General features: G+C 59.3%; 19 protein-coding genes. 14 read left to right on the top strand and 5 right to left on the bottom strand.

Annotated features, from left to right (window positions below; genetic code table 11):
* Positions 1-45 precede the first annotated feature (45 nt).
* The 5 genes from glcE to ACR0KX_RS19075 all read left to right on the top strand — a co-directional run bounded on the left by glcE (position 46) and on the right by ACR0KX_RS19075 (position 4776).
* Entirely contained in the window at positions 46-1146 is a 1101-nt protein-coding gene (glcE, locus tag ACR0KX_RS19095; protein WP_170624776.1) for a glycolate oxidase subunit GlcE, read from the top strand.
* Between the two features lie 4 nt (positions 1147-1150).
* Positions 1151-2470, top strand: a complete 1320-nt coding sequence (gene glcF, locus ACR0KX_RS19090) for a glycolate oxidase subunit GlcF (RefSeq protein ID WP_170624775.1) — start codon at positions 1151-1153, stop codon at positions 2468-2470.
* Between the two features lie 110 nt (positions 2471-2580).
* Positions 2581-3372 carry a trypsin-like serine peptidase gene (locus ACR0KX_RS19085; protein ID WP_480585895.1) on the top strand — a complete coding sequence of 264 codons (792 nt, stop codon included), beginning with the start codon at positions 2581-2583 and terminating at the stop codon, positions 3370-3372.
* Entirely contained in the window at positions 3369-4184 is an 816-nt protein-coding gene (locus ACR0KX_RS19080) for a trypsin-like serine protease (RefSeq protein ID WP_170624774.1), read from the top strand. Before ACR0KX_RS19085 ends, ACR0KX_RS19080 begins: the two co-directional genes overlap by 4 nt.
* Before the next feature lie 124 nt (positions 4185-4308).
* Entirely contained in the window at positions 4309-4776 is a 468-nt protein-coding gene (locus tag ACR0KX_RS19075) for an Hsp20 family protein (RefSeq protein WP_170524217.1), read from the top strand.
* Positions 4777-5305: 529 nt separating this feature from the next.
* Here the strand turns inward: ACR0KX_RS19075 and ACR0KX_RS19070 are convergent.
* Positions 5306-7489, bottom strand: coding sequence for an esterase-like activity of phytase family protein (locus ACR0KX_RS19070; protein WP_480708696.1), 2184 nt, complete (start codon positions 7487-7489; stop codon positions 5306-5308).
* 133 nt (positions 7490-7622) lie between these two features.
* The gene (locus ACR0KX_RS19065; protein WP_480708695.1) at positions 7623-9098 is read right to left on the bottom strand and encodes an NAD-dependent succinate-semialdehyde dehydrogenase; all 1476 of its coding nucleotides are present in this window, start codon (positions 9096-9098) and stop codon (positions 7623-7625) included.
* 283 nt (positions 9099-9381) lie between these two features.
* Between ACR0KX_RS19065 and ACR0KX_RS19060 the strand changes: the two genes are divergently transcribed.
* From ACR0KX_RS19060 to ACR0KX_RS19020, 9 genes are read left to right on the top strand one after another with little or no spacing between them, the layout of a single operon-like run.
* A complete protein-coding gene (locus tag ACR0KX_RS19060) occupies positions 9382-10461 on the top strand; it encodes a hypothetical protein (RefSeq protein WP_480708694.1) in 1080 nt (359 codons plus the stop codon).
* A gap of 42 nt (positions 10462-10503) precedes the next feature.
* Positions 10504-10842 carry a hypothetical protein gene (locus ACR0KX_RS19055; protein WP_170455860.1) on the top strand — a complete coding sequence of 113 codons (339 nt, stop codon included), beginning with the start codon at positions 10504-10506 and terminating at the stop codon, positions 10840-10842.
* Positions 10843-10875: 33 nt separating this feature from the next.
* A complete protein-coding gene (locus ACR0KX_RS19050; protein ID WP_170455858.1) occupies positions 10876-11994 on the top strand; it encodes a hypothetical protein in 1119 nt (372 codons plus the stop codon).
* A 56-nt stretch (positions 11995-12050) separates the two neighbouring features.
* Positions 12051-13982, top strand: a complete 1932-nt coding sequence (locus ACR0KX_RS19045; RefSeq protein ID WP_170624772.1) for an ATP-binding protein — start codon at positions 12051-12053, stop codon at positions 13980-13982.
* Positions 13983-14041: 59 nt separating this feature from the next.
* A complete protein-coding gene (locus tag ACR0KX_RS19040; protein ID WP_170624771.1) occupies positions 14042-14749 on the top strand; it encodes a DUF433 domain-containing protein in 708 nt (235 codons plus the stop codon).
* Positions 14737-15135, top strand: coding sequence for a PIN-like domain-containing protein (locus ACR0KX_RS19035; protein WP_170624770.1), 399 nt, complete (start codon positions 14737-14739; stop codon positions 15133-15135). The genes ACR0KX_RS19040 and ACR0KX_RS19035 overlap by 13 nt, the downstream gene beginning before the upstream one ends.
* Positions 15135-16472, top strand: a complete 1338-nt coding sequence (locus ACR0KX_RS19030; protein WP_170624769.1) for a DUF6638 family protein — start codon at positions 15135-15137, stop codon at positions 16470-16472. The genes ACR0KX_RS19035 and ACR0KX_RS19030 overlap by 1 nt, the downstream gene beginning before the upstream one ends.
* Before the next feature lies 1 nt (position 16473).
* A complete protein-coding gene (locus ACR0KX_RS19025; protein ID WP_170455850.1) occupies positions 16474-16740 on the top strand; it encodes a hypothetical protein in 267 nt (88 codons plus the stop codon).
* A 10-nt stretch (positions 16741-16750) separates the two neighbouring features.
* Positions 16751-17395 carry a DUF1523 family protein gene (locus ACR0KX_RS19020; protein ID WP_170624768.1) on the top strand — a complete coding sequence of 215 codons (645 nt, stop codon included), beginning with the start codon at positions 16751-16753 and terminating at the stop codon, positions 17393-17395.
* A 6-nt stretch (positions 17396-17401) separates the two neighbouring features.
* Here the strand turns inward: ACR0KX_RS19020 and ACR0KX_RS19015 are convergent, their stop codons facing one another.
* Genes ACR0KX_RS19015 through flgK form a run of 3 tightly spaced genes read right to left on the bottom strand, consistent with a single transcriptional unit; the run spans position 17402 to position 20954 of the window.
* Entirely contained in the window at positions 17402-18496 is a 1095-nt protein-coding gene (locus ACR0KX_RS19015) for a flagellar basal body P-ring protein FlgI (protein WP_170624767.1), read from the bottom strand.
* Positions 18493-19500 (bottom strand): flagellin, encoded by a 1008-nt coding sequence (locus ACR0KX_RS19010; protein WP_170455844.1) that lies wholly within the window; start codon positions 19498-19500, stop codon positions 18493-18495. Before ACR0KX_RS19010 ends, ACR0KX_RS19015 begins: the two co-directional genes overlap by 4 nt.
* 2 nt (positions 19501-19502) lie before the next feature.
* The gene (flgK, locus tag ACR0KX_RS19005; RefSeq protein WP_170624766.1) at positions 19503-20954 is read right to left on the bottom strand and encodes a flagellar hook-associated protein FlgK; all 1452 of its coding nucleotides are present in this window, start codon (positions 20952-20954) and stop codon (positions 19503-19505) included.
* Between the last annotated feature and the right edge of the window lie 28 nt (positions 20955-20982).

Genomic DNA, 20982 nt, shown 5'->3' with positions numbered 1-20982 from the left:
CTTTGCGCGCCTCCCCCGGAGTATTTTCAAAAAAGATGAAGTGTCATGAAACCTGAGACAGAGACGGAACTGGCCGAGATCGTGGCCGGGATGAATGGACCAGTACGCATTGTGGGTGGCGGGACGCGTGGCGTGCATGGCCCAGAGCCGGTTTTGAGCACAGCCGGACTGAGCGGTATAACGCTGTATGAGCCGGGTGCGCTGACTTTGGTGGCCCGGGCGGGAACTCCGTTGTCTGAGGTCGAGGCAGCGTTGGCAGCAGAAGGGCAGCAACTGGCGTTTGAGCCTGCGGATTATCGGGTACTGCTTGGACATTCAGGAGAGCCGACGATTGGCGGAGTCGTAGCCGCCAATATCTCGGGCCCGCGCCGGGTGCAGGCCGGGGCGTGTCGGGACTTTCTGCTGGGGGTGCGCTTTGTCGATGGGCGCGGGCAGGTGGTCAAGAATGGCGGGCGGGTGATGAAGAATGTCACCGGCTATGATCTGGTCAAGCTGATGGCGGGGTCCTGGGGAACGTTGGGGGTATTGACCGAGGTATCGCTGAAGGTGCTGCCCATGCCCAAGGCGACGGCGACTCTGGGCGTTTCGGCCCCCCATGTCGCGGGTGCAATTGAAGTTCTGTCTGCGGCGTTGAAATCCCCCTTCGAGGTCAGCGGCGCCGCGTATGATCCAGCGATGGGGCAGGCTTTGCTACGGGTTGAGGGGTTTGTGGATTCGGTCGAATACCGCGCTGGTCGATTGCAGTCGGACCTGTCCGGGTTTGGTGAGGTGTCCGTCCTCGACAAGCCGGAAGATATTTGGCCCGCGATCCGGGATGCCCGGGCGTTTGCGGGCAAGGATGGCGATGTCTGGCGTATCTCGGTCAAGCCGAGCGACGCACCTGAGATTTCTGCGCGGCTTGAGGCCAACAAGCTGTTGCTGGATTGGGGTGGCGGATTGATCTGGGCGCTGGTGGATGAAGGGTCGGACGTTCGGGCGCGATTGGGGGATTTTTCAGGCCACGCGACGCTGGTGCGGGCGACTGTTGATACTGTTCGCGCGCTGGGCAGGTTTCAGCCTGAACCAGCACCGGTTGCGGCCTTGACCCGTGGGTTGCGGCAGCGGTTCGACCCGCATGGCCGCTTCAATCCGGGCCTGATGGGGTAGACAGATGCAGACGACATTTACCGAAAAGCAACTGCAGGACCCGGCGATCCGGCGCTCCAATGAAATTCTGCGCAGTTGCGTGCATTGCGGCTTTTGCACTGCCACATGCCCCACCTATCAGGTGCTGGGGGATGAGCTCGACAGCCCGCGCGGTCGCATCTACCTGATCAAGGACATGCTGGAGAATGAGCGTGTGCCGGATGAGAAAACGGTCAAACATATCGACCGTTGTTTGTCTTGCCTCGCTTGCATGACGACCTGCCCGTCGGGGGTGCATTACATGCATTTGGTCGATCACGCGCGGGAATATATCGAGAACAATTACAAGCGCCCTCTGTCGGATCGGGTATTGCGCTGGGTGCTGGCGCAAATTCTGCCCTATCCGATGCGGTTTCGTTGGGCCCTGATTGGGGCCAAGCTGGGCCGTCCGTTTCGGTTCCTGATGCCGGATGCGCGGTTGCGGGCAATGCTGGACATGGCACCGAAACAGATCCCTCCGGTCAGTCGCAATGACGATCCGCAGAGCTTTGCGCCCATCGGCCCGCGCAGAAAACGCGTCGCGCTGATGACGGGCTGTGCGCAAAAGGCTCTGAACACCGATATCAACGACGCCACGATCCGGTTGCTGACCCGTTTGGGCTGTGAGGTTGTGGTGGCCGAAGGGGCCGGGTGTTGCGGGGCGCTGACCCATCACATGGGCAAAAGTCGTGACAGTCACGTTGCGGCGGCGGCCAACATACGGGCCTGGGCCCGCGAAATGGATCGAGACGGGCTGGATGCCATCGTCATCAACACCTCGGGCTGCGGCACAACGGTCAAGGATTACGGGCATATGTTCCGCAATGATATCCTGGCCGATGATGCTGCGCGTGTCTCGGGTATTGCGATGGATATCAGCGAGGTACTGATGCAGTTGGACCTGCCTGAACAAAGGGATCAGGGCCTGACCGTTGCCTATCACGCGGCCTGTTCGCTTCAGCATGGGCAGAAGATCAAGACCTACCCGAAAGACCTGCTGAAGCGGGCCGGGTTCAAGGTGGTGGAACCCGCAGACAGCCATTTGTGCTGCGGCAGTGCCGGTACCTATAACCTGATGCAGCCCGAAATCTCGGGCCAGTTGAAGCAGCGCAAGGTCAAAACGCTTGAGGCGAAAAGACCCGATATTATCGCTGCGGGGAATATCGGCTGCATGATGCAGATCGGCTCGGCCACCGAGGTTCCGATTGTGCATACGGTCGAGCTGTTGGACTGGGCAACCGGCGGGCCGAAGCCCCGGGCACTGACCACCAGCCGGGCAAATCAAGACGTGCCAATCCTGCGCTGAAACCGCGTGATGCCCGGTGGCATCATATCGGTCACAAAACCCAATCCGCCCTATTTTCGCCGCACGCGCCCCATAAGACAGTGGGCCGGAGGAAACGGGCGGAGTACCGCGTGCGCAAATGGATCAAAGCGATGGCGCTGTGCGTGTTGCCTTTCACGGCAGCGGCACAGGACACCGGGCTAAAAAGCCTGGAAACCTCTGATTCCGGTCGGGATTGGATGGCTGTCGGTCGGTTGAACATCAAGGGCGTGGGGTTTTGCACAGGAACGCTGGTTGCGCCGAATCTGGTCCTGACCGCCGCGCATTGTCTTTTCAACAAAGGCACCGGCCAGATCATCGATCTGGCGGATATCGAGTTTCTAGCAGGCTGGCGTCTGGGGCGGGCCTTGGCCTATCGCGATGCACGGCAGGCGGTGATTCATCCGGGCTATAGCTTTGGTGCCGACGCGTCGCCTGACCGTGTCAGCACGGATATTGCCTTGATCGAGCTTTGGCAGCCAATTCGAAACACCTCCGTGACCCCGTTTGACACCGGCGCGCAGCCGAAACGCGGCGAAGAGGTCGGCGTGGTGTCCTACGCGGCGGATCGGGCCGAGGCCCCGTCACTGCAAGAGGTCTGTTCGGTCATGAATCGGCAGGCGGGCATTCTGGTCATGTCCTGCGATGTGGATTTCGGGGCTTCCGGCGCGCCAGTCTTTTCCTTCTCGGGGCCCGAGCCGCGCATCGTCTCGGTCGTGGCCGCCAAGGCCAGCATGGACGGGCAAAGCGTGGCCATTGGCACCGCAGTCGAACACGCGCTTGAGCTGTTGCAGGCCGAGCTTGCGGCAGGGCGCGGGTTCACATCCTCGGCGTCAGGAAACGGTGGGGGCAAAAACGTAGGGGCGAGGTTCGTCAAACCATGATCAGGGTCATTCTTTGTGTTCTTCTCGGTCTTTCCGTCATTGCAACCACTGCGCAGGCCCAGACCAACAAGCGCAAACTGACAGATCGAGAGGATCTGTACGGGTGGGAAGCGATTGGCCGGCTGGACGTCGGCACACGGTCTTTCTGTACCGGAACGCTGATTGCGCAGGATCTGGTTTTGACCGCCGCACATTGCGCTTTGGACAAACGGACGGGCAAACCTTATGTGCCGGGCGAGGTTACGTTTCGCGCGGGCCTCAGCAACGGTACCGCATTGGCTGAACGCAAGGTGGTGCAAATCGCCGCCCATCCCGGTTATGTGGCAAATTCGCCCCTGTCCGTTCAGAGCATTCAGGACGATGTCGCCCTGATGCGGCTGGAAGAACCGATCCCCTATGACATCGCTGACCCGTTTGCCCTGCATAACGGGCGGGTGGCGAACGGCGAGATCAGCATCGCCTCATACGGGCGCGGACGGGCCGAGGCGATTACGCGCGAACGCTCGTGCCGTATTCTGCAACGGCGGCAGGGGCTTATCACCTTTGATTGCGACATCACCTTCGGCTCGTCCGGGTCAGCCATTCTGGCCAGGAACGGCTCGCGCTGGCAGATTTTGTCCGTGGTTTCGGCCGTCAGTGTGCAGGGTGGCCGAAAGACCGGATTTGGGATGGAGCTTGAGGGCGTGGTCTCGGACCTCAAGGCAATCATGCGCCGCGACGCGCCCCAGCCCAAAGCGTCGATCCGCCGGTTGCAGGTTGGAACCGGCAAGTCCAGTTCCGGCGCGAAATTCATCAGCTCGGGCGGGGGTTGAACTTGGTCAAAATGCTACCCATGTGAACTGTACCGGGTCGCCACAAACGGGGCCTGGCAGTTGAAATCGCCCGTCCGTTCGGAGGGCATATATCGTAAATCGCTCAAGGATGAGGATACGACACATGCGTACATTTGATTTTGCACCGCTGCACCGCGCCACCATTGGCTTTGACCAGATCGCCGACATGATGGACCGCGTTCTGACCAACGACGTGGCTCAGCCCAGCTATCCCCCATACAATATCGAGAAAACCGACGCCGACACCTACCGGATTTCCGTCGCTGTCGCTGGTTTTTCCGAAGCAGACCTGTCCGTCGAAGTGAAGGAAAACTCGCTTGTCGTGGCCGGTAAGAAAGCCGCCGAGGATCAGGAGCGCAGCTATCTGCACCGTGGCATCGCCACCCGCGCATTCGAGCGTCGTTTCGCGCTGGCCGACCACGTCCGCGTCACCGGCGCGAGCCACGAAAACGGCATGCTGAACATCGACCTGAAGCGCGAAGTGCCCGAAGCCCTGAAACCGCGCCGGATCGAGATTTCTTCGGCCAAATCCATCGAGAAGGACGTGGTTGACGCCAAGGCGGTCAACTAACGCCTGAAAGTCCTGCGACAGTCGCCTCCTCCCAGACTGTCGCAACCCACGCCCCGCGTTCCTCCAGACGCGGGGCGTTGTTTTTTGTGCTGTGCCAGGATGTTCGCTGAGCGGACTAAGCTGCGGTACCTGCTGTGGACGACCCTCATTAGTTTTCAATGCTCATCGCGTTTGGCCACAACATCACTTGGAAGCATTTCAGCGGCAAATCTTGCACCCTTGGCAATCCGTTTGTAGTAGTCTCGTGATATCTGCTTATAATCGGCTAACGTGTTGCTCTCCCTATGCATAAGATACCTGAGCTCGCTAAGAACTAGGTAGATTTCTTCCAACTTCTCTTGGTCACTATGCTCGGTCATAAACTTGCTTCGGTCTTGGGGCATGAAGTCGAATCCTCACCTACATATCGGCAACACTTTCAACTGACCATCGTGTTCTTCCTCTGGTAGGTTTGGGCTCAAAGCTGACGTTAGAAATAAAACGACCCCGCACAATTTCGTGCGGGGTCTCTCAGTCTTCTGCAAGTAGTTCAATTCCCAGCCGTTACCGACCCGATCGACCAGAACATCGTCTCGCCCGAGGCATCGTCGACGCCGTCATTGTCGGTCATCACGAACGCCTCGCCCGAGGGCAGGATGGCCAGACCTTCGATCTTGTCCAGAACGTAACCGCCGGTCGAGGTCAGGTCGGGCAGCAGGTCGCGGACCTCTTCTTTGCTGACCACAGGCAGTGGGCCGCCCAGCGGGGCCGGGGTCATTTCGGACAGCGGGATGCGGTAGATCTTTTTGGTCACGGCGCGGTGGTCGTGCTGGTTGTCGCGTTCGATGACATAGACATGGTCACCGAAGGCCACGATTTCCGACAGGCCAACCCAGCCTGTTTCCGGATCCGCCTTGGGATAATGCACCGCTCCCCATTCCTGGGTCTCCAGATTGTAGGCGACCAGTTTCACGTGGTTTTCCGGGTCGTCCTGCCATTCGCGCTGAACCGCCATCCACAGGGTGTCGCCAGTCTTGGTGATGCCCTCAAAACCAAAGCGCTTTTCGACGGCCATCAATTCCGGCGGCAGACCGATCTCGCCCTTGCGGTCCTTAATCAAACCATCTGCCGAGACGTGATAGATCGCGTGCGGGATCACCCGGTCAGTGCGACCTTCCGAGGCGACGTAGAAACCGCCCTTGCCGTCCAGCGTGATGCCTTCCAGGTCCAGCTTCTGCGCCGGGTTGCCGTCTTGACGGTGAATGCGGATCACGTCCACGATACGGGCAGGTTGCTGGCTGGGGTCGATCTTGAAGATCGACGGCTGGAAACCGTAGAAGCTGTCATTGACCGCATAGATCATGCCGTCCTCATCCGCGACCAGGCCGGACAGCGCGCCCCATCCGATCAGTTCATCCGCGCCTTCCGAAGTGAGGTGCGGATAGCTGGCGGGGGCGTCCTGATACTCGAAGATCGAGACATGCGCGCGCGGGCCGCCATCTTCGATCAAGTCCTTTTCGTTGGCCGAGATCAGCAGGTTACGCTCGGGGATCGCCACATAGCCTTCCGGGCCAACACCCGAGGGCAGCAGTTGTTTCAACACCGGATTGGCCGGGTCGGTGGCGTCATAGACACCTACGACCGAGGCACGCTCGGCCCCGACAAAGATCATCGGCGTGCCGCCAAAGGTTGCTGCGGTTACGCTTTCAGGCTCAACGCCCTTGGCGTCTGAACGCTTATCCGGGTAGTGGCCGATCTGGATGATGGCCTTCTCGAACTCGGTGCCGTTTTCATAAACGACGGTGCCGTCCTTGTGGAAGATCGTCCAGCCGCGCGAGCCGCCCTGATAGTCGCCTTCGTTGGCGGTGGCGAAGTGGCTGTCGTCGATCCATTTCACTGCATCGGGTTCGCGCAGGCGACCCGGTTGGCTTTCGGTGAAAATCAGCGCGCCGCGTTCGTCGGTGGCGTCGATGCCTTCCAGATCCACGCTGCCTGCCGAGAAATGACTGACCACATTGCCGTCCTTGTCGACAACCGCGATGTGGTTGTTTTCCTGCAAGGTAACGACGGTTTCGCCAAGGGCGTTGATGCCAACAAACTCCGGTTCGGGGTCGGTGGGCGCAACTTCGGCCAAACCGGTCAGCGAGGCCATTTTCATGCCCGTGCACTCCAGTGCGCCGTCTTTCAGTGGCACCAGTGCCAGCGATCCGGCGGGCAGTTGCGGGATGATGCCGTCGTTCAGGTCTTCGTCCCGCTCATTCTCGATCGCCACGGCGACAAAGCTGCCATCGGGTGCGATCGCCACGCTGTCGGGCTGACCGCCCAGATCACAAGCACCGGTTTCGGCCTTACCCGCGATATCGACCGAGATCAGCTTGCCCGACGGCGCGGTGTAGCTTTCCGACGTGTTCACGCCCACAAAAGCCGTGTCGCCAATGATCCCAACCGAGGTCGGTTCACCCCCCACTTCCATCGCACCCAACGGCGCATGGTTCGCGGGGTCGCTGATGTCGATCATGCCGATCACGCCCAACGGGCTGTCGGTATAGACCAGCGTCATGCCATCCGCAGTGGCCGCGATGATCTCGGGCGAGGTTTCGCGAGTGGTATCGGCCCCTTCGGCCATGTTCTTGACGACGGGGAAAGACGCAATTCGGTTGAAATTCATCTCTGCCATGGCCTGACCGGCAGTCAGGGCAAGGGCAGATGTCAGGCAGACACAGCGCAATGACATCGGTTGGGATCCTCTCTGGGTTGGTCGCCAGAGGGATGACCCCGGTTCATTGCGGTATTGTGACGATTTCGATTCAGTTTGATGACAAGCGCATCCGGGTCGGCCACCGCCCGAAGGCGATGGCCGGATTGGATCAGACCGACAGGCAGACGTATTTCATTTCAAGATAGTCTTCCATGCCGTGATGGCTGCCTTCGCGGCCCAGACCGGATTGTTTGACGCCGCCGAACGGGCCAAGCTCGGTCGAGATGATGCCAGTGTTCACGCCGACGATGCCGTATTCCAGCGCCTCGGCCACTTTGTAAACGCGGCTCAGGTCCTTGGCGTAGAAATACGAGGCCAGACCGAAGATTGTGTCATTGGCCATTGCGATCACGTCATCTTCGTCTTCGAACTTGAACAGCGGGGCCAGCGGGCCAAAGGTTTCGTCCTGCGCCACCATCATGTCCTGCGTTACGCCGGTCACGATGGTCGGCTGGAAGAAGGTGCCGCCCAGATCATGGGGCAGACCGCCGGTCAGCACCGCACCGCCTTTGGATGTGACGTCCTCGATATGCTCTTTGACCTTCTCGACAGCTTCGGCGTTGATCAGCGGGCCGGTTGTGGTGCCCTCGGTCAGGCCATCGCCAATCTTCAGCGCTTCGACTGCGGCCTTCAGCTTGGCTGCGAATGCGTCGTAAACACCGGCCTGAACGTAGATACGGTTGGCACAAACGCAGGTCTGACCGTTGTTGCGGAACTTGCACAGCATCGCGCCTTCGACAGCCGCATCCAGATCCGTGTCGTCGAACACGATGAACGGCGCGTTGCCGCCCAGCTCCATCGAGCATTTCATGACCTGATCGGCGGCCTGTTTCAGCAGGATGCGCCCCACCTCGGTCGAACCGGTAAAGGTCAGCTTGCGCACACCGGGGTTTTCGCAGAACTCCTTGCCAATCTCACTGGCGCGCGACGATGGCACCACGTTGAACACGCCCGCCGGGATGCCCGCCTGTTCCGCCAGAACCGCCAGAACGATCGCGGACAGAGGCGTTTCTTTGGCTGGGCGCGCAACAAAGGCACAGCCCGCAGCCAGCGCAGGCCCGGCCTTGCGGGTGATCATCGCGTTGGGGAAGTTCCACGGGGTGATCGAGGCCGCCACGCCAATGGGCTGCTTCATCACCATGATCCGCTTGTCGCGCTGGTGGCCCGGGATCGTCTCGCCATAGATGCGCTTGGCTTCTTCCCCGAAGAACTCGATGAAAGACGCGCCATAGGCGATCTCGCCCACCGCTTCGGCCAGCGGTTTGCCCTGTTCGGCGGTCAGGATCTTGCCCAGATCCTCGGCGTTTTCCATCATCAGATCGTACCAGCGCCGCAGGATTGCCGCGCGTTCTTTGCCGGTCAGCTTGGCCCATTCCTTTTGTGCCGCCTCGGCCTGCGCAATTGCACCCGCCACCTGCGCGCGGCTGACATCGGCCACCTCGGCGACCACATCGCCCCGCGCAGGGTTGGTCACGGTGAAGGTGCCATTGTCGCCATCCACCCACTGACCGCCGATATAGGCCTTGGTCGCCAGAAGATCGGGGTTCTTGAGCAGGGATTTCAGATCGGTTGTTGCGTCCAGCATAGGTTAGCCTCCGGCAGATATGGTTTGCGCGCACCCAAACAGGTGTTGCGGGCTTTGTCTATGGCCACTGTGGCGGGCGGATCATCCCAGTTGGCGTTCCTTTCGGTCGGGCATAGCGTTGCAGCTGCGCCGCAGTGCCGTGTTCACCGTCTGGTTGCGCCTGCTTGCCTTTCAATTCGGGTGCGAGTTTGCCAAAGTTTCCGGGATTTTGGACGTTAAGGGGATGTAAATGACCGTAACATTCCCTATCTTATTGGGTATATAAGGAAAAAGGGATAGCAAGATGTCGAACCAGCAGTTTGAGGCGTTGATTCAGGAAACTCAGACCAAGGTGCGCGAGTCGCAATCGCAGATCGAAGGCCTGACCTCGCGCATTGAAGCCGCCCGTGCCAAGATTGGCACCGCCGAGGCGGATATCGACATCGAAAACGCCACGCTTGAAGATGTGCACGCTCATACAGAAGTGATGAACGCCAATATCGCCGAGCTGATCATGGGTCTGGACGACGTGACCAGTGCGTTTTCCAAGGATTTCGACGAATTGCGCTCGAAAACCGGGTGGGAGAGCTTTGTGGGCGTGTTCTCGAAAGGCAAATCCGAGTCGATGCGGCAGGAGCGGATGCGCACCGCCAATATCGACGACAAGCTGCAGGATCTGATCGCCAAATCGGACGTGATCGTGAAGCTGCTGGAAGGGCAACTGGCCGTGCTGGAAGAACAGCGTGTGAAGGTCGAGGAGAACCTGACCGTCACGCTGGATGATCGCGAAGCGACCGTGGCCGAGTTGGAGGCTCTGCGCGCCGAGATTCAGGGCATGGACCCCACGATTATCACTTTGGAAAACAAGATCAGCGTCGAACAGGACGCCGCCGCGCGGACCCAGTTGGAAACCGAACTGGCCGAGTTGAACAAGCAATACAACGCAAAGGTTCAGGAGGAACAGGTCAAGCTGGCCAAGTCGCAGACGCTTGAGCGCTACATCGAAAAGGGCAAAACCTGGGTCGATTCACTGCAGAACCAGGCGGCGACGCAGATGGTGCTGATCAACAAGCTGCAGACGGACACGCAACAGCGCGTGGTGCTGTATGACGCTCTGACCAAATCACTTAAAACCGCGCAGCAGCAGGACGTGGCCCACCGTATCAACGAGATCGGCGTGCAGACCGACCAAGAGGCACAGACGGCGATGGCCGCCATCGGCACCGCGACCAACCAGAAAATGGCCGACATGCTTGAGGCGCATGAGGACCACATGGTCTTTGCCCGCGATGTGCTGGAGAAAAAGGCCAAGGCCGACGAACGCTTTGCCCGTCGGTTTGCTTCGATTGTCGAGAAGCATGATAAGAATTTGTATGGGGGTTAGGCCCTTATGTGGAGTTGGAGAGTTTTTCGCAGATTTGGTTTCTTGGGCATCTTGATCGCGGTTGCAGGAAGACTGGTCTCGTTTTTCTCTGGACGAAGTGTTTCGTTGGCGGACATTGGTACAGACGCGCCATTTCGCTTCACGCTTCAAGATGACATGAACGGGATTATGTTCGCGGCACTCTTTCTTGTTTTTCTGTTTGTTTTGGTCGGTTGTTTCGGGATTCTTGCCCGCGCGCTTTTCTCCATGGCTGCTCACACTATTCGGAGCCGCGATCCACAATTCTTCAATGTGCGCCAATCGGAGGCCAATATGCTCTTTAGCTTCTTTGAACTTGATGCATTCGGAAGAGTGCGTTCCGCCAAGGGTAAAGGGCAGTGATTTCAGAATTTGAGATCCTGCTAAGAGACGCAAATGACTAACCCCACCCAAGACCATGTCGGCCTGACCGACACCTTCGCCTCGCGCCGCTATTTCCGCAAATTCGAGGTGATCACCGTCCACCTCCTGCGCGTGGCCGCGACGATGGAGGCCGAAGGCGCGATCAGCAAGCAAGAGGTGCGGATCGTGTCGCGTTACCTCTCGGGGCTGCTGTACACTTTCCGTGCGCTTTCCATGAAATACCTGCTGGTCGGGCGCGATACCGGGCGGTTCTTTGGCAGCCTCGCCATGGACAAGCGCGACAGCGGCTTTCCGGTGGCGGCCGAGTTGCTGACCATGGCCAACGACGCGCAGCAGGCGCAGGTGCATCTGGCGAATATGCCCTCGGAGGACGACCTGAAAACCGACATGGTGCGGACGATCATTGGCGACCGGGATATCCCCACCAAGCTGCAATTCGCGCTATCGCAAAGGCTCTATTACGAGGAATTGTTGAAGGGAGAGCTGTTCTGGGCGCGCAACGATCCCGAATGTCACTGGATCGGGACCGAGGGCGAGCGGCGCAAATTCCTGATCCACTGGGCGGTCTATGACAGCCAGATCAACCTGCCGGTCATTTACCTGATGCAGTTGGAGGACAGCGGCAAGACGGCCCTGCCCAAAGACCAGCGCCGCTGGCCCGAGGTGCAGGCGCATCTGATGGCGCAATCCTTAGGCGGGCTGAAACTGGTGACCATCGCCAAGGGCTTTGATCAGGATTTCGACGACCTGCACCCCAAACACATGCGCCGCATTCATGTGGGGCCGATGTATTCCTCGGCCTATACCGAGCAATCCGGCCCGCTGCGGCAGGTGCTGGAGGACGCGCAATCTCCGCAGGGGCAGGATTGGGCGCTGGCCTGGACCATGGAAGAGTTGGAGAGCGAGGACGTGATCGAGGAGCGCGCCGGGTGGTTTTCCACCGTCGAGCGCGAGGTCTTTGCGCTGGACCCGTTCGGCGGTCAGGGGGCCGAGACCGGGGCGACGCGCACGCAACGCTCGATCATCCTGCCTCAGCGACCCTTTCAGGTGCTGGCCGAGCGCAACCCGCCGGGTTTTGCCGATGTGCGCAAGTTTGTGGTCAGCAAGTCGGGGCAGGTGTTGCGGTATTAGAATTTTTGCCTCCGGCGGGAGTATTTTAGAAAAGATGAAGCAAGGGCTGTTATGAAATGAGTTTGACGTCAGATCAGATGGAATTACGCGAGGCGGATATTCGCAAGCACTATCCGGCAGCGACTGCCTTGCTGAACGGGTTCGAACATGCGCCGCGGATTGCCAAGGCGGTTGAGGCCGCCGTTGAGCGGTCTCCGGGCGTGTCAACGGGGCGGCGGTTTCGCTCCACGACGCCGGGACTGGTGACGCGGCGCACCGTGCGGGCCGATGGCGTGCATCTGGTCGAACGGATTGAGGCCTCGGATGATGGCGATACGCTGGTCTCTCCGCCGCAGGCGACCACTCAGCAGGCGATCCGACGCGCCATTGCCATCGCTTTGGCCGTGGCCGAGGCCTATGCGGAACAGACCCCGCTGGCTGATCTGAAGCGGGCGAATTTGGCCGGGGATTTGCATGCCGCCCGCAAGACGGAATTCTCGGAATTGCTGACGGCCGAGGCTCTGATTACGTCGCACGTGTTCGGCAATGCGCTGGCTTATCTGATGTCCTCGCATCTGGGCGAAACCACCGTCGATATTGGTGAGGTCGAAGAGGTTCTGACCGACAATGGCCAGCTCGCCCTGCATGGCGCTTTGTGGGAGCTGGACCAGACCCTTGCCAAACACGCCCCCGACGATACCCACCTGATCGCCGCAACCAGTGCCTATGCCGAGCAATTGATGGATAAGGCCGCCCTGCGTGCCCAGACCGCAGGTCATCTGGCCCCGTTCCAGAACGCCGCCTGGCATATTGAGGCTGATGATCTGACGATCCGGGGCTTTGAACCCGCCTCAAAGGCCAAATCCACCACCCTGACCATGACGTTCAAGAAACCGAACGAGGTGGTCGGCAACCATATCGCCAAGTATCAGGCGATGAAGCTGGCCAAAATGCTGATGGCCTATGATTTCGACCGTCGCCTGAACCCGTTCGCGGAACTCGGCGGGTTCATCTTTACCTTCATGGGCGACGGCAAACCGGGCACCGGCAAGACCACCCTGATCCAGATGATGGCCGGGCTGATCAACGACTATTGCCAGAACGCAGGCTATCCGTTCCGCTATCAGAACCTGAGCACCGACAATATCGACAGCTATCAGGGCAAATCCGGCCAGAACGCCAAGGCCTTTATCAACACGATCATCGACCCCTCGGTCATCGGCTTCGGCACCATCGACGATATCGACCAACTGGCGGGCAAACGTGGCGCCCGCCAGTCGTCAGCCGGTCAACTGGAAATCACCGCCGTGCTGATGGAGAGCTTTGCGGGTGCCAACACCGTCGTGCGCGGCAACTGCACCTTTGGCATGTTCTCGAACTACCCCGAGAATGTGGACGACGCCCTGCGCCAGCGGGCAGGCGCGCGGTTCCTGGTGGACGGGCCGCAAACACGCGAGGACTACATCGACATCCTGCACCTGCTGATGGGCCGCAACCATGACATACCCTTGGGCCAACACGACGCCTATGCCGCGCAGGAGATCAAAAAGGCCGTCGCCGCCAGTTTCGAAAGCCACTCCCGCCCGCATGAGGACGCGCTGTTGCAGGTCTATGACCGGGTCTCCGGTCAGATCGGCCAGATGGACACCATCGCCAAGCTGGGCACCTACCTTAAGGCGATTCAGGCCGCGGATGAGCGCTTTACCGGTCGCGCGATCAAGAACATCACCGACGCGGTCAAGGTCCGCGCGATGGATTTCGAACTGCCCGACGAGTGGATGGAAAACCCCGACCTGTTCCTGTTCCGGGACTACGACACCAAGAAGGCCATGATCGAGGACCTGCGCCAGCCGATCACGGTGGACATGGTGATGCAAGAGATCAACCGCTACGCCGACAGCGAATTCCGCTATGCCGACAAGAGCGACGAGGTCGCCATCGAAAACGCCGTGCGTGAGATGGGCCGGATGGACGAGGCCAAGAGAAGGTACTTGGAGGGGAAGGGGTGATGATTCCTTGCAATGTTGGGGTTACTACTACTACCTAAGCCATGAAAGGCATTTGATTAATGGGAATTGGTACACATCAGATGTGGAAAGATAGGCTCATCATTCCGTCATACCGGATTGGTGAAGCCGCATCTTATGCCAAGATCTCCCCTCAAACTGTGGCTGCGTGGCACAAGAAAAAGGGTGCAAAGTCCTCATCTGTTTTGAGTTCGAGAAAGGCAAAGGAAGGTTTATCGTTCCTACAACTAATTGAAGTTGCCGTGGTGGCCGAGATGCGAAAACTGGGTGTGAAACTCCCGGAAATAGAGCGAGCACGGAAGTATTTCAAAGAGACCACAGGACTGGACTATCCATTTGCGCAACTTCGCTTCAAGACTGACGGTGCAGACGTCTTGAGTGATATAGAAGGCGCTGTTGGCCGAGTCCTCACAGACAAAGTCCTCGCAGCAAATCATCAAGGCCAATACATCTGGACCGAAATGCTGTCTTCTCGTTTCAAAGAATTCAACTACGACGACGAAGGCGCTGTCATCGCTTGGAAGGTCGCTGGTGAGGACAAGCAAATTGAGATTGATCCAAGGCTTGCATTCGGTGCCCCTCAGATTCGCGGTGTCAAAACTAGCATCATTAAATCACGCTGGGCTTCTGGAGAAGAAGTAGACGAGATTGCAGAAGATTTTTCACTGTCGGAACTTCAAGTGGTTGACGCTTTGCTGTTCGAAGGCATGGAAGGAAGTGACCCTAGAATTGCACGATGGCTGAATTAACTCTTTATTTTGATAGAAATTTTGGCAAGCGGTTACCTAATGCGCTTTCTAAGCTTAGGCCGCCGGTTGGCATTCGTTGGCATCAAGGCGAGGGTTTTCGCCACGATATGCCAGATGATGAATGGATGGAAATTGTCGCGCAGAAAAACTGGGTTGTTTTAACGCAAGATGTCAAGTTCCACCTGATCGAACATGAAATGGCTGCTGTGAGACAACATGGTGTTCGATGTTTCTATTTCCCTGATGCGAACTCCGGCCTTTGGCGAACCCTCTGCTCCTTCATAAAGGTTCACGAGAGGGTAATAGAGGTGACTAACCGCAGCGAAGCACCATTTATTTTCAAAGTGGCAAAGAATGGTTCGATTAAGCCAGTTGGGATAGACTAATGATCCGCCTCATCGAAAAAGGCCTGATGTTCGGCAACCTTGTCCACATCTCCAGCCCGGCCTTAGTCGAGCGGTATAACCGCGCGCTGCAGCATCTGGCGGGCAAGACCACGGCGCTGACGGATTTCCATGTCGATATCTCGGGCTATTCGCCGGAGGTGGGGATTGAGCTGGAGGATGAGCTTTACCTCAACCCCAACGGGGTCAACCGGCAGTTCATCCTGCTGACGACCGAGCAGAAACGCGCGCCTTTGCTGAACGTCAAATTCTCAACCTCGCGCGATATCCTGCGTGAGTTCATCGAAATGAACGAGGCGCAGCTGTTCGCCCTGACCGCCACCGATGCGGTGGCCGGAGAGCTGGTGAACTCGGTCATCAAACTCACCACGCCGGGCGATCTGCTGAACCTGCGTAAGATCGAGATTGAGGCTGACACTGCCGGGGGCACCCTGCGCAAGGCGCAGCAACTGGCGGGGATGGTTGAGCGGTTCAAAACCGAAGAAGACGCCTGGTTTGACGATGTGCTGATCGCAAAAATGATCGAGACGGCCAAGGAAACCGGCGACGTCACTCGCAACCCCGTCCGCCTGCGCCATACTGCGTTTGAACAGCGCAACTTCTGGACGGCGCATTTTGGCGGGCTCTACCTGTTCCCGGATCTGGATCACCCAGCGGCGATTTGCATGGGCGAAAAACCAGACGACCTGCCGATCAAATATGTCTTTGGCCCTTCGCAACGAAACCAGATTGCGAAGTTCCTCGACTACAACGATCTGGTTGAACCCATCGTCAAGGCGCGCAGTGTGGATGCCGCTGCGATCCTGCAACAGAAGATGGATTTCCTGACCATCGCCGCCGCCGCAGATGCCGATGTCGATCTGACCGGGCTGGATCGCAGCGACATGCGACGTCTGGCGCGCAATCATTCGGATCGCCTGCCCGAGGCGTATCACGGTCTGGCGCAACTGCTGCGCTGGGCGACGGATGGCGGGCCATGGCCGCGCATCACCTCGGACCATCCGGCCTATTTCTACACACTGCGGGCCGCCGATACGCCAAACCGGGACCTTGTGAATATGCTATTGTCGGAACTGGCCCCACTGGACCCGCGCCAGATGTTCATCTGCCATAAAGAGCTGTTCTACAGCACGTATAAGACGTGGCCCGAGGCCAAGAAAGCCTATGTTGCCGACTTCCTCGCGCGCGAGTATCAGGTGGACAAGGCCGGGGCCCGCGCGGCCATGTTCGGGCATGAGCCGGATATGTCCGGCGAAGATCGGATCAGCGAGGCAGTGATCGCGCGGGTCGGGCCCTGGGGATCGGTGAGGAAGGGCTGAGATGTTCGGAGCGATGCGCCTGTTTCTGATCCTGCTGGTGATCCAGACGGTTGCCTATGTTGCGCTGTCGCTCTATTCGCGCAATGCACGCCGCCGCAAGCTGGAAAGTTGGTGGGACGAAAAGGGCAAGCGCGGCAACAAACAGGCCTTTGTGGAACGCGGTCTGCACGTCTACGACAATTCGTTCCGGCGCAAACTGATCCTGGGCGTTTATGTCGTGCCTTGGGTGGCAATCGGCGTGCTGATCTATATTGTGAATTATATGTGAGGGTTAGGGCATGGCCTATTTGAAATGGGCATTGATCATCATCTTCTGGGGCACGATTGCGGTGGTCCTGCAATACTCTCTGCCGCAGCGCGATATCGTGCGGATCGTAAACACATACGAAGAGCGGCAGGACCTGAACGACTGGACCCGTATCTTCTGGTCCGAGCCAGATGATCAATCCACCAGCCTGTCGAACCGCGATGTGCAGTTCATTCAGGCCGTGCGCGCCAATGGCAAGCCGATTGTCTACCGGAACGAGGATACCAGCTGGGGCTGGCCGCCCTATTTCAAGTTCGACACGGCAAACCTGTATACCGAAGCGAATGACGCGATATCTGATAAAGCGGACCCGGATTGGGTGGCGGTCACGCATTACGGCTGGCGGAACGAGTTCATGTCGATCTTTCCCAATGCGGTCTCCATCAAGCATGTGGACGGGCCGGATGTGCGCCTGATCCCGTGGTTCAACATCATTTTCCTGACCTTCTTCTTCGCCATGCTCTGGGCGATCTGGGTACGCTGGCGCAGGTTCCGCCAGCGTCGCATCGACCCGATGCTGGAAAATGTCGAAGACAGCCTCTATGCCGCTGGTGATGCGATCGAGGAAAGGCGCAACGGCTTCCGCCGCTGGCTGGACAGCTGGAAATCGAAATAGGCCACCTCAGCGTACTATGAATTCCGCATGAAGCGCCCCGGCGGCCTTGATCGTTTTCAGAATGTCGATCATGTCGCGGGGCGAGACGCCAAGGGCGTTCAGCCCGGCCACGACCTCGGACAATGTGGTGGCTTCAGGTATCTCGGCCAGACCGGTGCCCTCTTCTTCGATGCCAGCAACGGTACGCGGGACCACGACAGTTTCACCTCGGGCGAAGGGGTTGGGTTGCACGGCAATCGGTGCCTCTTCGACCGTCAGGGTCAGGTTACCCTGCGACACCGCCACGCGCGAAATGCGAACCTCCTGCCCCATGACAATCGTGCCGGACCGTTGATCGACAACAACCCGCGCCTTGGTTTCCGGTTCGACAAGGATGTTTTCGATCCGACCAAGGGCATGCGCGGTTGAGACAGATTGCGTCGCCGCAATGTTCAACTCGACCGTCCCCGAGTCGCGCATGATTGCCACGGCGCGATTGAATTCCGTGTTGATGGCGGCCTCGATCCGTCCGGCGGTGGTGAAATCCGGCTCACGCAGGGCAAGGCGCATCTGGGTCAGGGTTGAAAGGTCGAAGTCAATCTCACGCTCGACCCGTGCGCCCGATGGGATCACGCCGGAGGTTGGAACCCCTTGCACGACAGATGCCGCATCGCCTTCCGCCACGGCGCCGCCTGCCAGAACCGTGCCCTGCGCTACGGCGTAAATCTGACCATCCGCCGCGTTCAGAGGGGTCATGATCAGGGTGCCGCCCAAAAGACTGTTGGAATCGCCAATCGCAGAAACGGTGACGTCAATCTGCCCCCCGACGCGGGCAAAGGGCGGTAGGCTGGCGGTCACCAGCACGGCGGCCACATTCTTGGGCCGAAAATCCTCACCCGTGACATTCACGCCCAGCCGTTCAAGGATGTTCGACATGATCTCTTCGGTGAAGGGCGAGTTGCGCAGACCGTCCCCGGTGCCATTCAGACCAACAACCAGACCGTAGCCAACCAGATCGTTGCCGCGCACACCGTCGAAATCCACCAGGTCCTTCAGGCGGATTGCCCCGGCAGAGGCGAAACCGGGCAGAAGCAGTATCAGAAGGAAAACAAGAACTCTCATCTCAGGAAGTTTACCAGCGACAGGTTGGCGTTGCGCACAGTGACCGAATAGAGGCTTTCCAGTTGGAACTGCACGGTTTGCAACTGCGCTGCCGTTTCATACGGGTCTGCCTCGATCAACGCGTTGCGGCTGTATTCCAGACTGACGCGCGCCGAGGCGTTGCGCGTGGCCGCCTGCTCCACCCGTGCCTCGGCCGCGCCCACTTCGGCCCGGAGTTTCACCGTTTCGTCCTTGGCGTTGGCCAGATCGACACCCAGCTGCGTGAACATGCTGGTGCGCAGGGTCGGCGACCAGGCCAGCGCATCCTCGGACGCCAGTGCGGCCAGGGCCGTATCCCGCAGCGCGGCCTTGAACGTTGGGTCGGTGGCGGTGATCGGGAGGGTGATCCGCTCATTCTCGGCAATCTGCATGGGGGCGAGGGGGGTGTCCGATCCTTGGTAGATCACGGCATCGAACCCTGCGGGGTCGTTGAACCAATCCTCGGCTGCGGTGCGGATATCGGTCATGGTGGTGAGGCCTGAAAGCTCGGTTTCCAGTGCGGCCAGCAAGGTTTCGGCGGATGCCAAAGGTGAGATGTCGGTTGCATTTCCGGCATACAGGCTGCGCCCGGCAACCCGTGTGTTCAAGGCCGACATCATCGTGTCCAGCTCATTCCGGGCCTGAACCGAGGCCTGTTCGTGCGTGACCGTCTGATTGGCCGTACCAAAGGCCAACAGCGTGGCGGATACCTCGGCCAAGGACGTATCAAACGTGTCCAGGCTTTGCTGCATCACATCGGTGAACAGCCCGGCCTCGGTCGTGGCGATCTTGAAGGCGTCCAGCCGGGCAAGGCTGCGGTCCAGATCCAGAAGATGGGAATAATCGCCCCCCAGATGCCCCGAGATATCCTGCACCTTGCCGGTCGACATCTCGTGGGACAGGGTTTCGATCTGGGTTTTGATCTCGGTGGCGCGGCTGCGCAGGGTCATGCCGCGCGCCAGATCGCCTATAGCGGTCAAGTTCATTGTCATAACCTCAGCAGTGTTTCCATAAGCTCATCAACGACGGTGATGACCCGAGCATTTGCGGAATAGATCTGTTCGATCTGCATCAGGCGTTGCAGTTCCTGATCGGTATCAACACCTTGTTCAGCCTCGATCTGCGCCATCTGTTGCTGCGCGCCATTGGCGAAAGCGCGGCGCTGATCGGCGCGATGGGCGTTTGCGCCAGCTTCGGACAGCAGTGCTTGGGTCACTTCGGCGGCGCGCATATTGCCGGTTCCGAACAACGCGCCGGGAACAGGCCGGGCATCATTCAGCACGGTGCCAAAGGCCTGCAATTGCGATGAATCGCCCGGATTACCCGGTGTTGCGGCACCCAGACCCGCGCGCAGCCTCCAACTGTCGCCGCCTGCATCCGGGTCCACGATTGCGTTCAATGATATGCGAGAGGCCAGCCCTGTCACCATCGTTGCATCGAACCGGTTTCCATCGTCAGTGAACAGGCCCGGATCGGTTGCGGCTACGGTTGGGTCCAGCCCCGGCGTTTCGTACCGTTCGATCAGGTCGCGCGCGACGGTGTCCAGCTGTAGCTGCGCCTCAACGGCCAGATCATCCCGGATGGCAAACTGTGCCGCCAAGGTGCCGCCTCGTATCTGCGCCGCGTCACCGCCTGTGCGCACCGGGTTGCCGTTCATTTCCAGCCCCGAGAGCAGCCCGTTTGCCACGGTCATATGCGGCTTTGTCTCGCCCGTGGTGGTAAAGGCGAACTCTGCCGCCTTGCCTTCCAGCAGGATCAGCCCGCCATCTGAATAGAGCGAGACCTGATCGTTGTCGCGCGGGATCACGTTCACCGGGATCAGATCGTTGACCTGATCAATCAGCACCTGTCGCTGGTCCAGCAACGCGCCAATGTCGCCACCCGAATAGCGAATGGCGGGGATCTTGGCGTTCAGCTCTTCGATGTCCCGCAGCGTCTCGTTCAGGCTGTCGACCTGAGCGCCAATCCTGCGATCCGCATCCGATCGCGCCTGACGCACCCCTTCCGAGGCCCTATTGAGCTCGCGCGCCAGATCATCCCCGGCACGGGCGGCCTGATCCAGACGCTGCGCGGAGTCCGGCAGGCTGGCCGCAGTTATCAGGCTGCTGTCAAAGGCAGACAGACGGGCGGCCAGTGATGTCGCCTCATCCGGTGTTCCAACAAGGCGTTCGAACTGAGTATGGAACGCCGCAAGCGCCGTTTGTTGAGCCAGATCGGCGTCCGTTGCGCGTCTGTTGGCCGTCAGAACGGGATTCTCGTGACGAACCACACCGGCGGCGCGCACGCCATGGCCCGAGATCGGGCTTGTGGTCAGTTCCAGAGACCGGCGTGCATAGCCGGGCGTCAGCGCGTTGGCGATATTGCCGGACACGACCGCAGCCCCTCGACTGGCTGCGGTCAGCCCGCCCAAGGCATTGTTCAAAGCTGTCGACATATTCATGAGGCCATACCTTTCCCGTCACCGAAAC

This window comes from Ruegeria sp. BG5 (assembly GCF_056538425.1).
The sequence above is the reverse complement of the archived record's forward strand: the minus strand, read 5'-3'. Positions and strand labels throughout refer to the sequence as shown.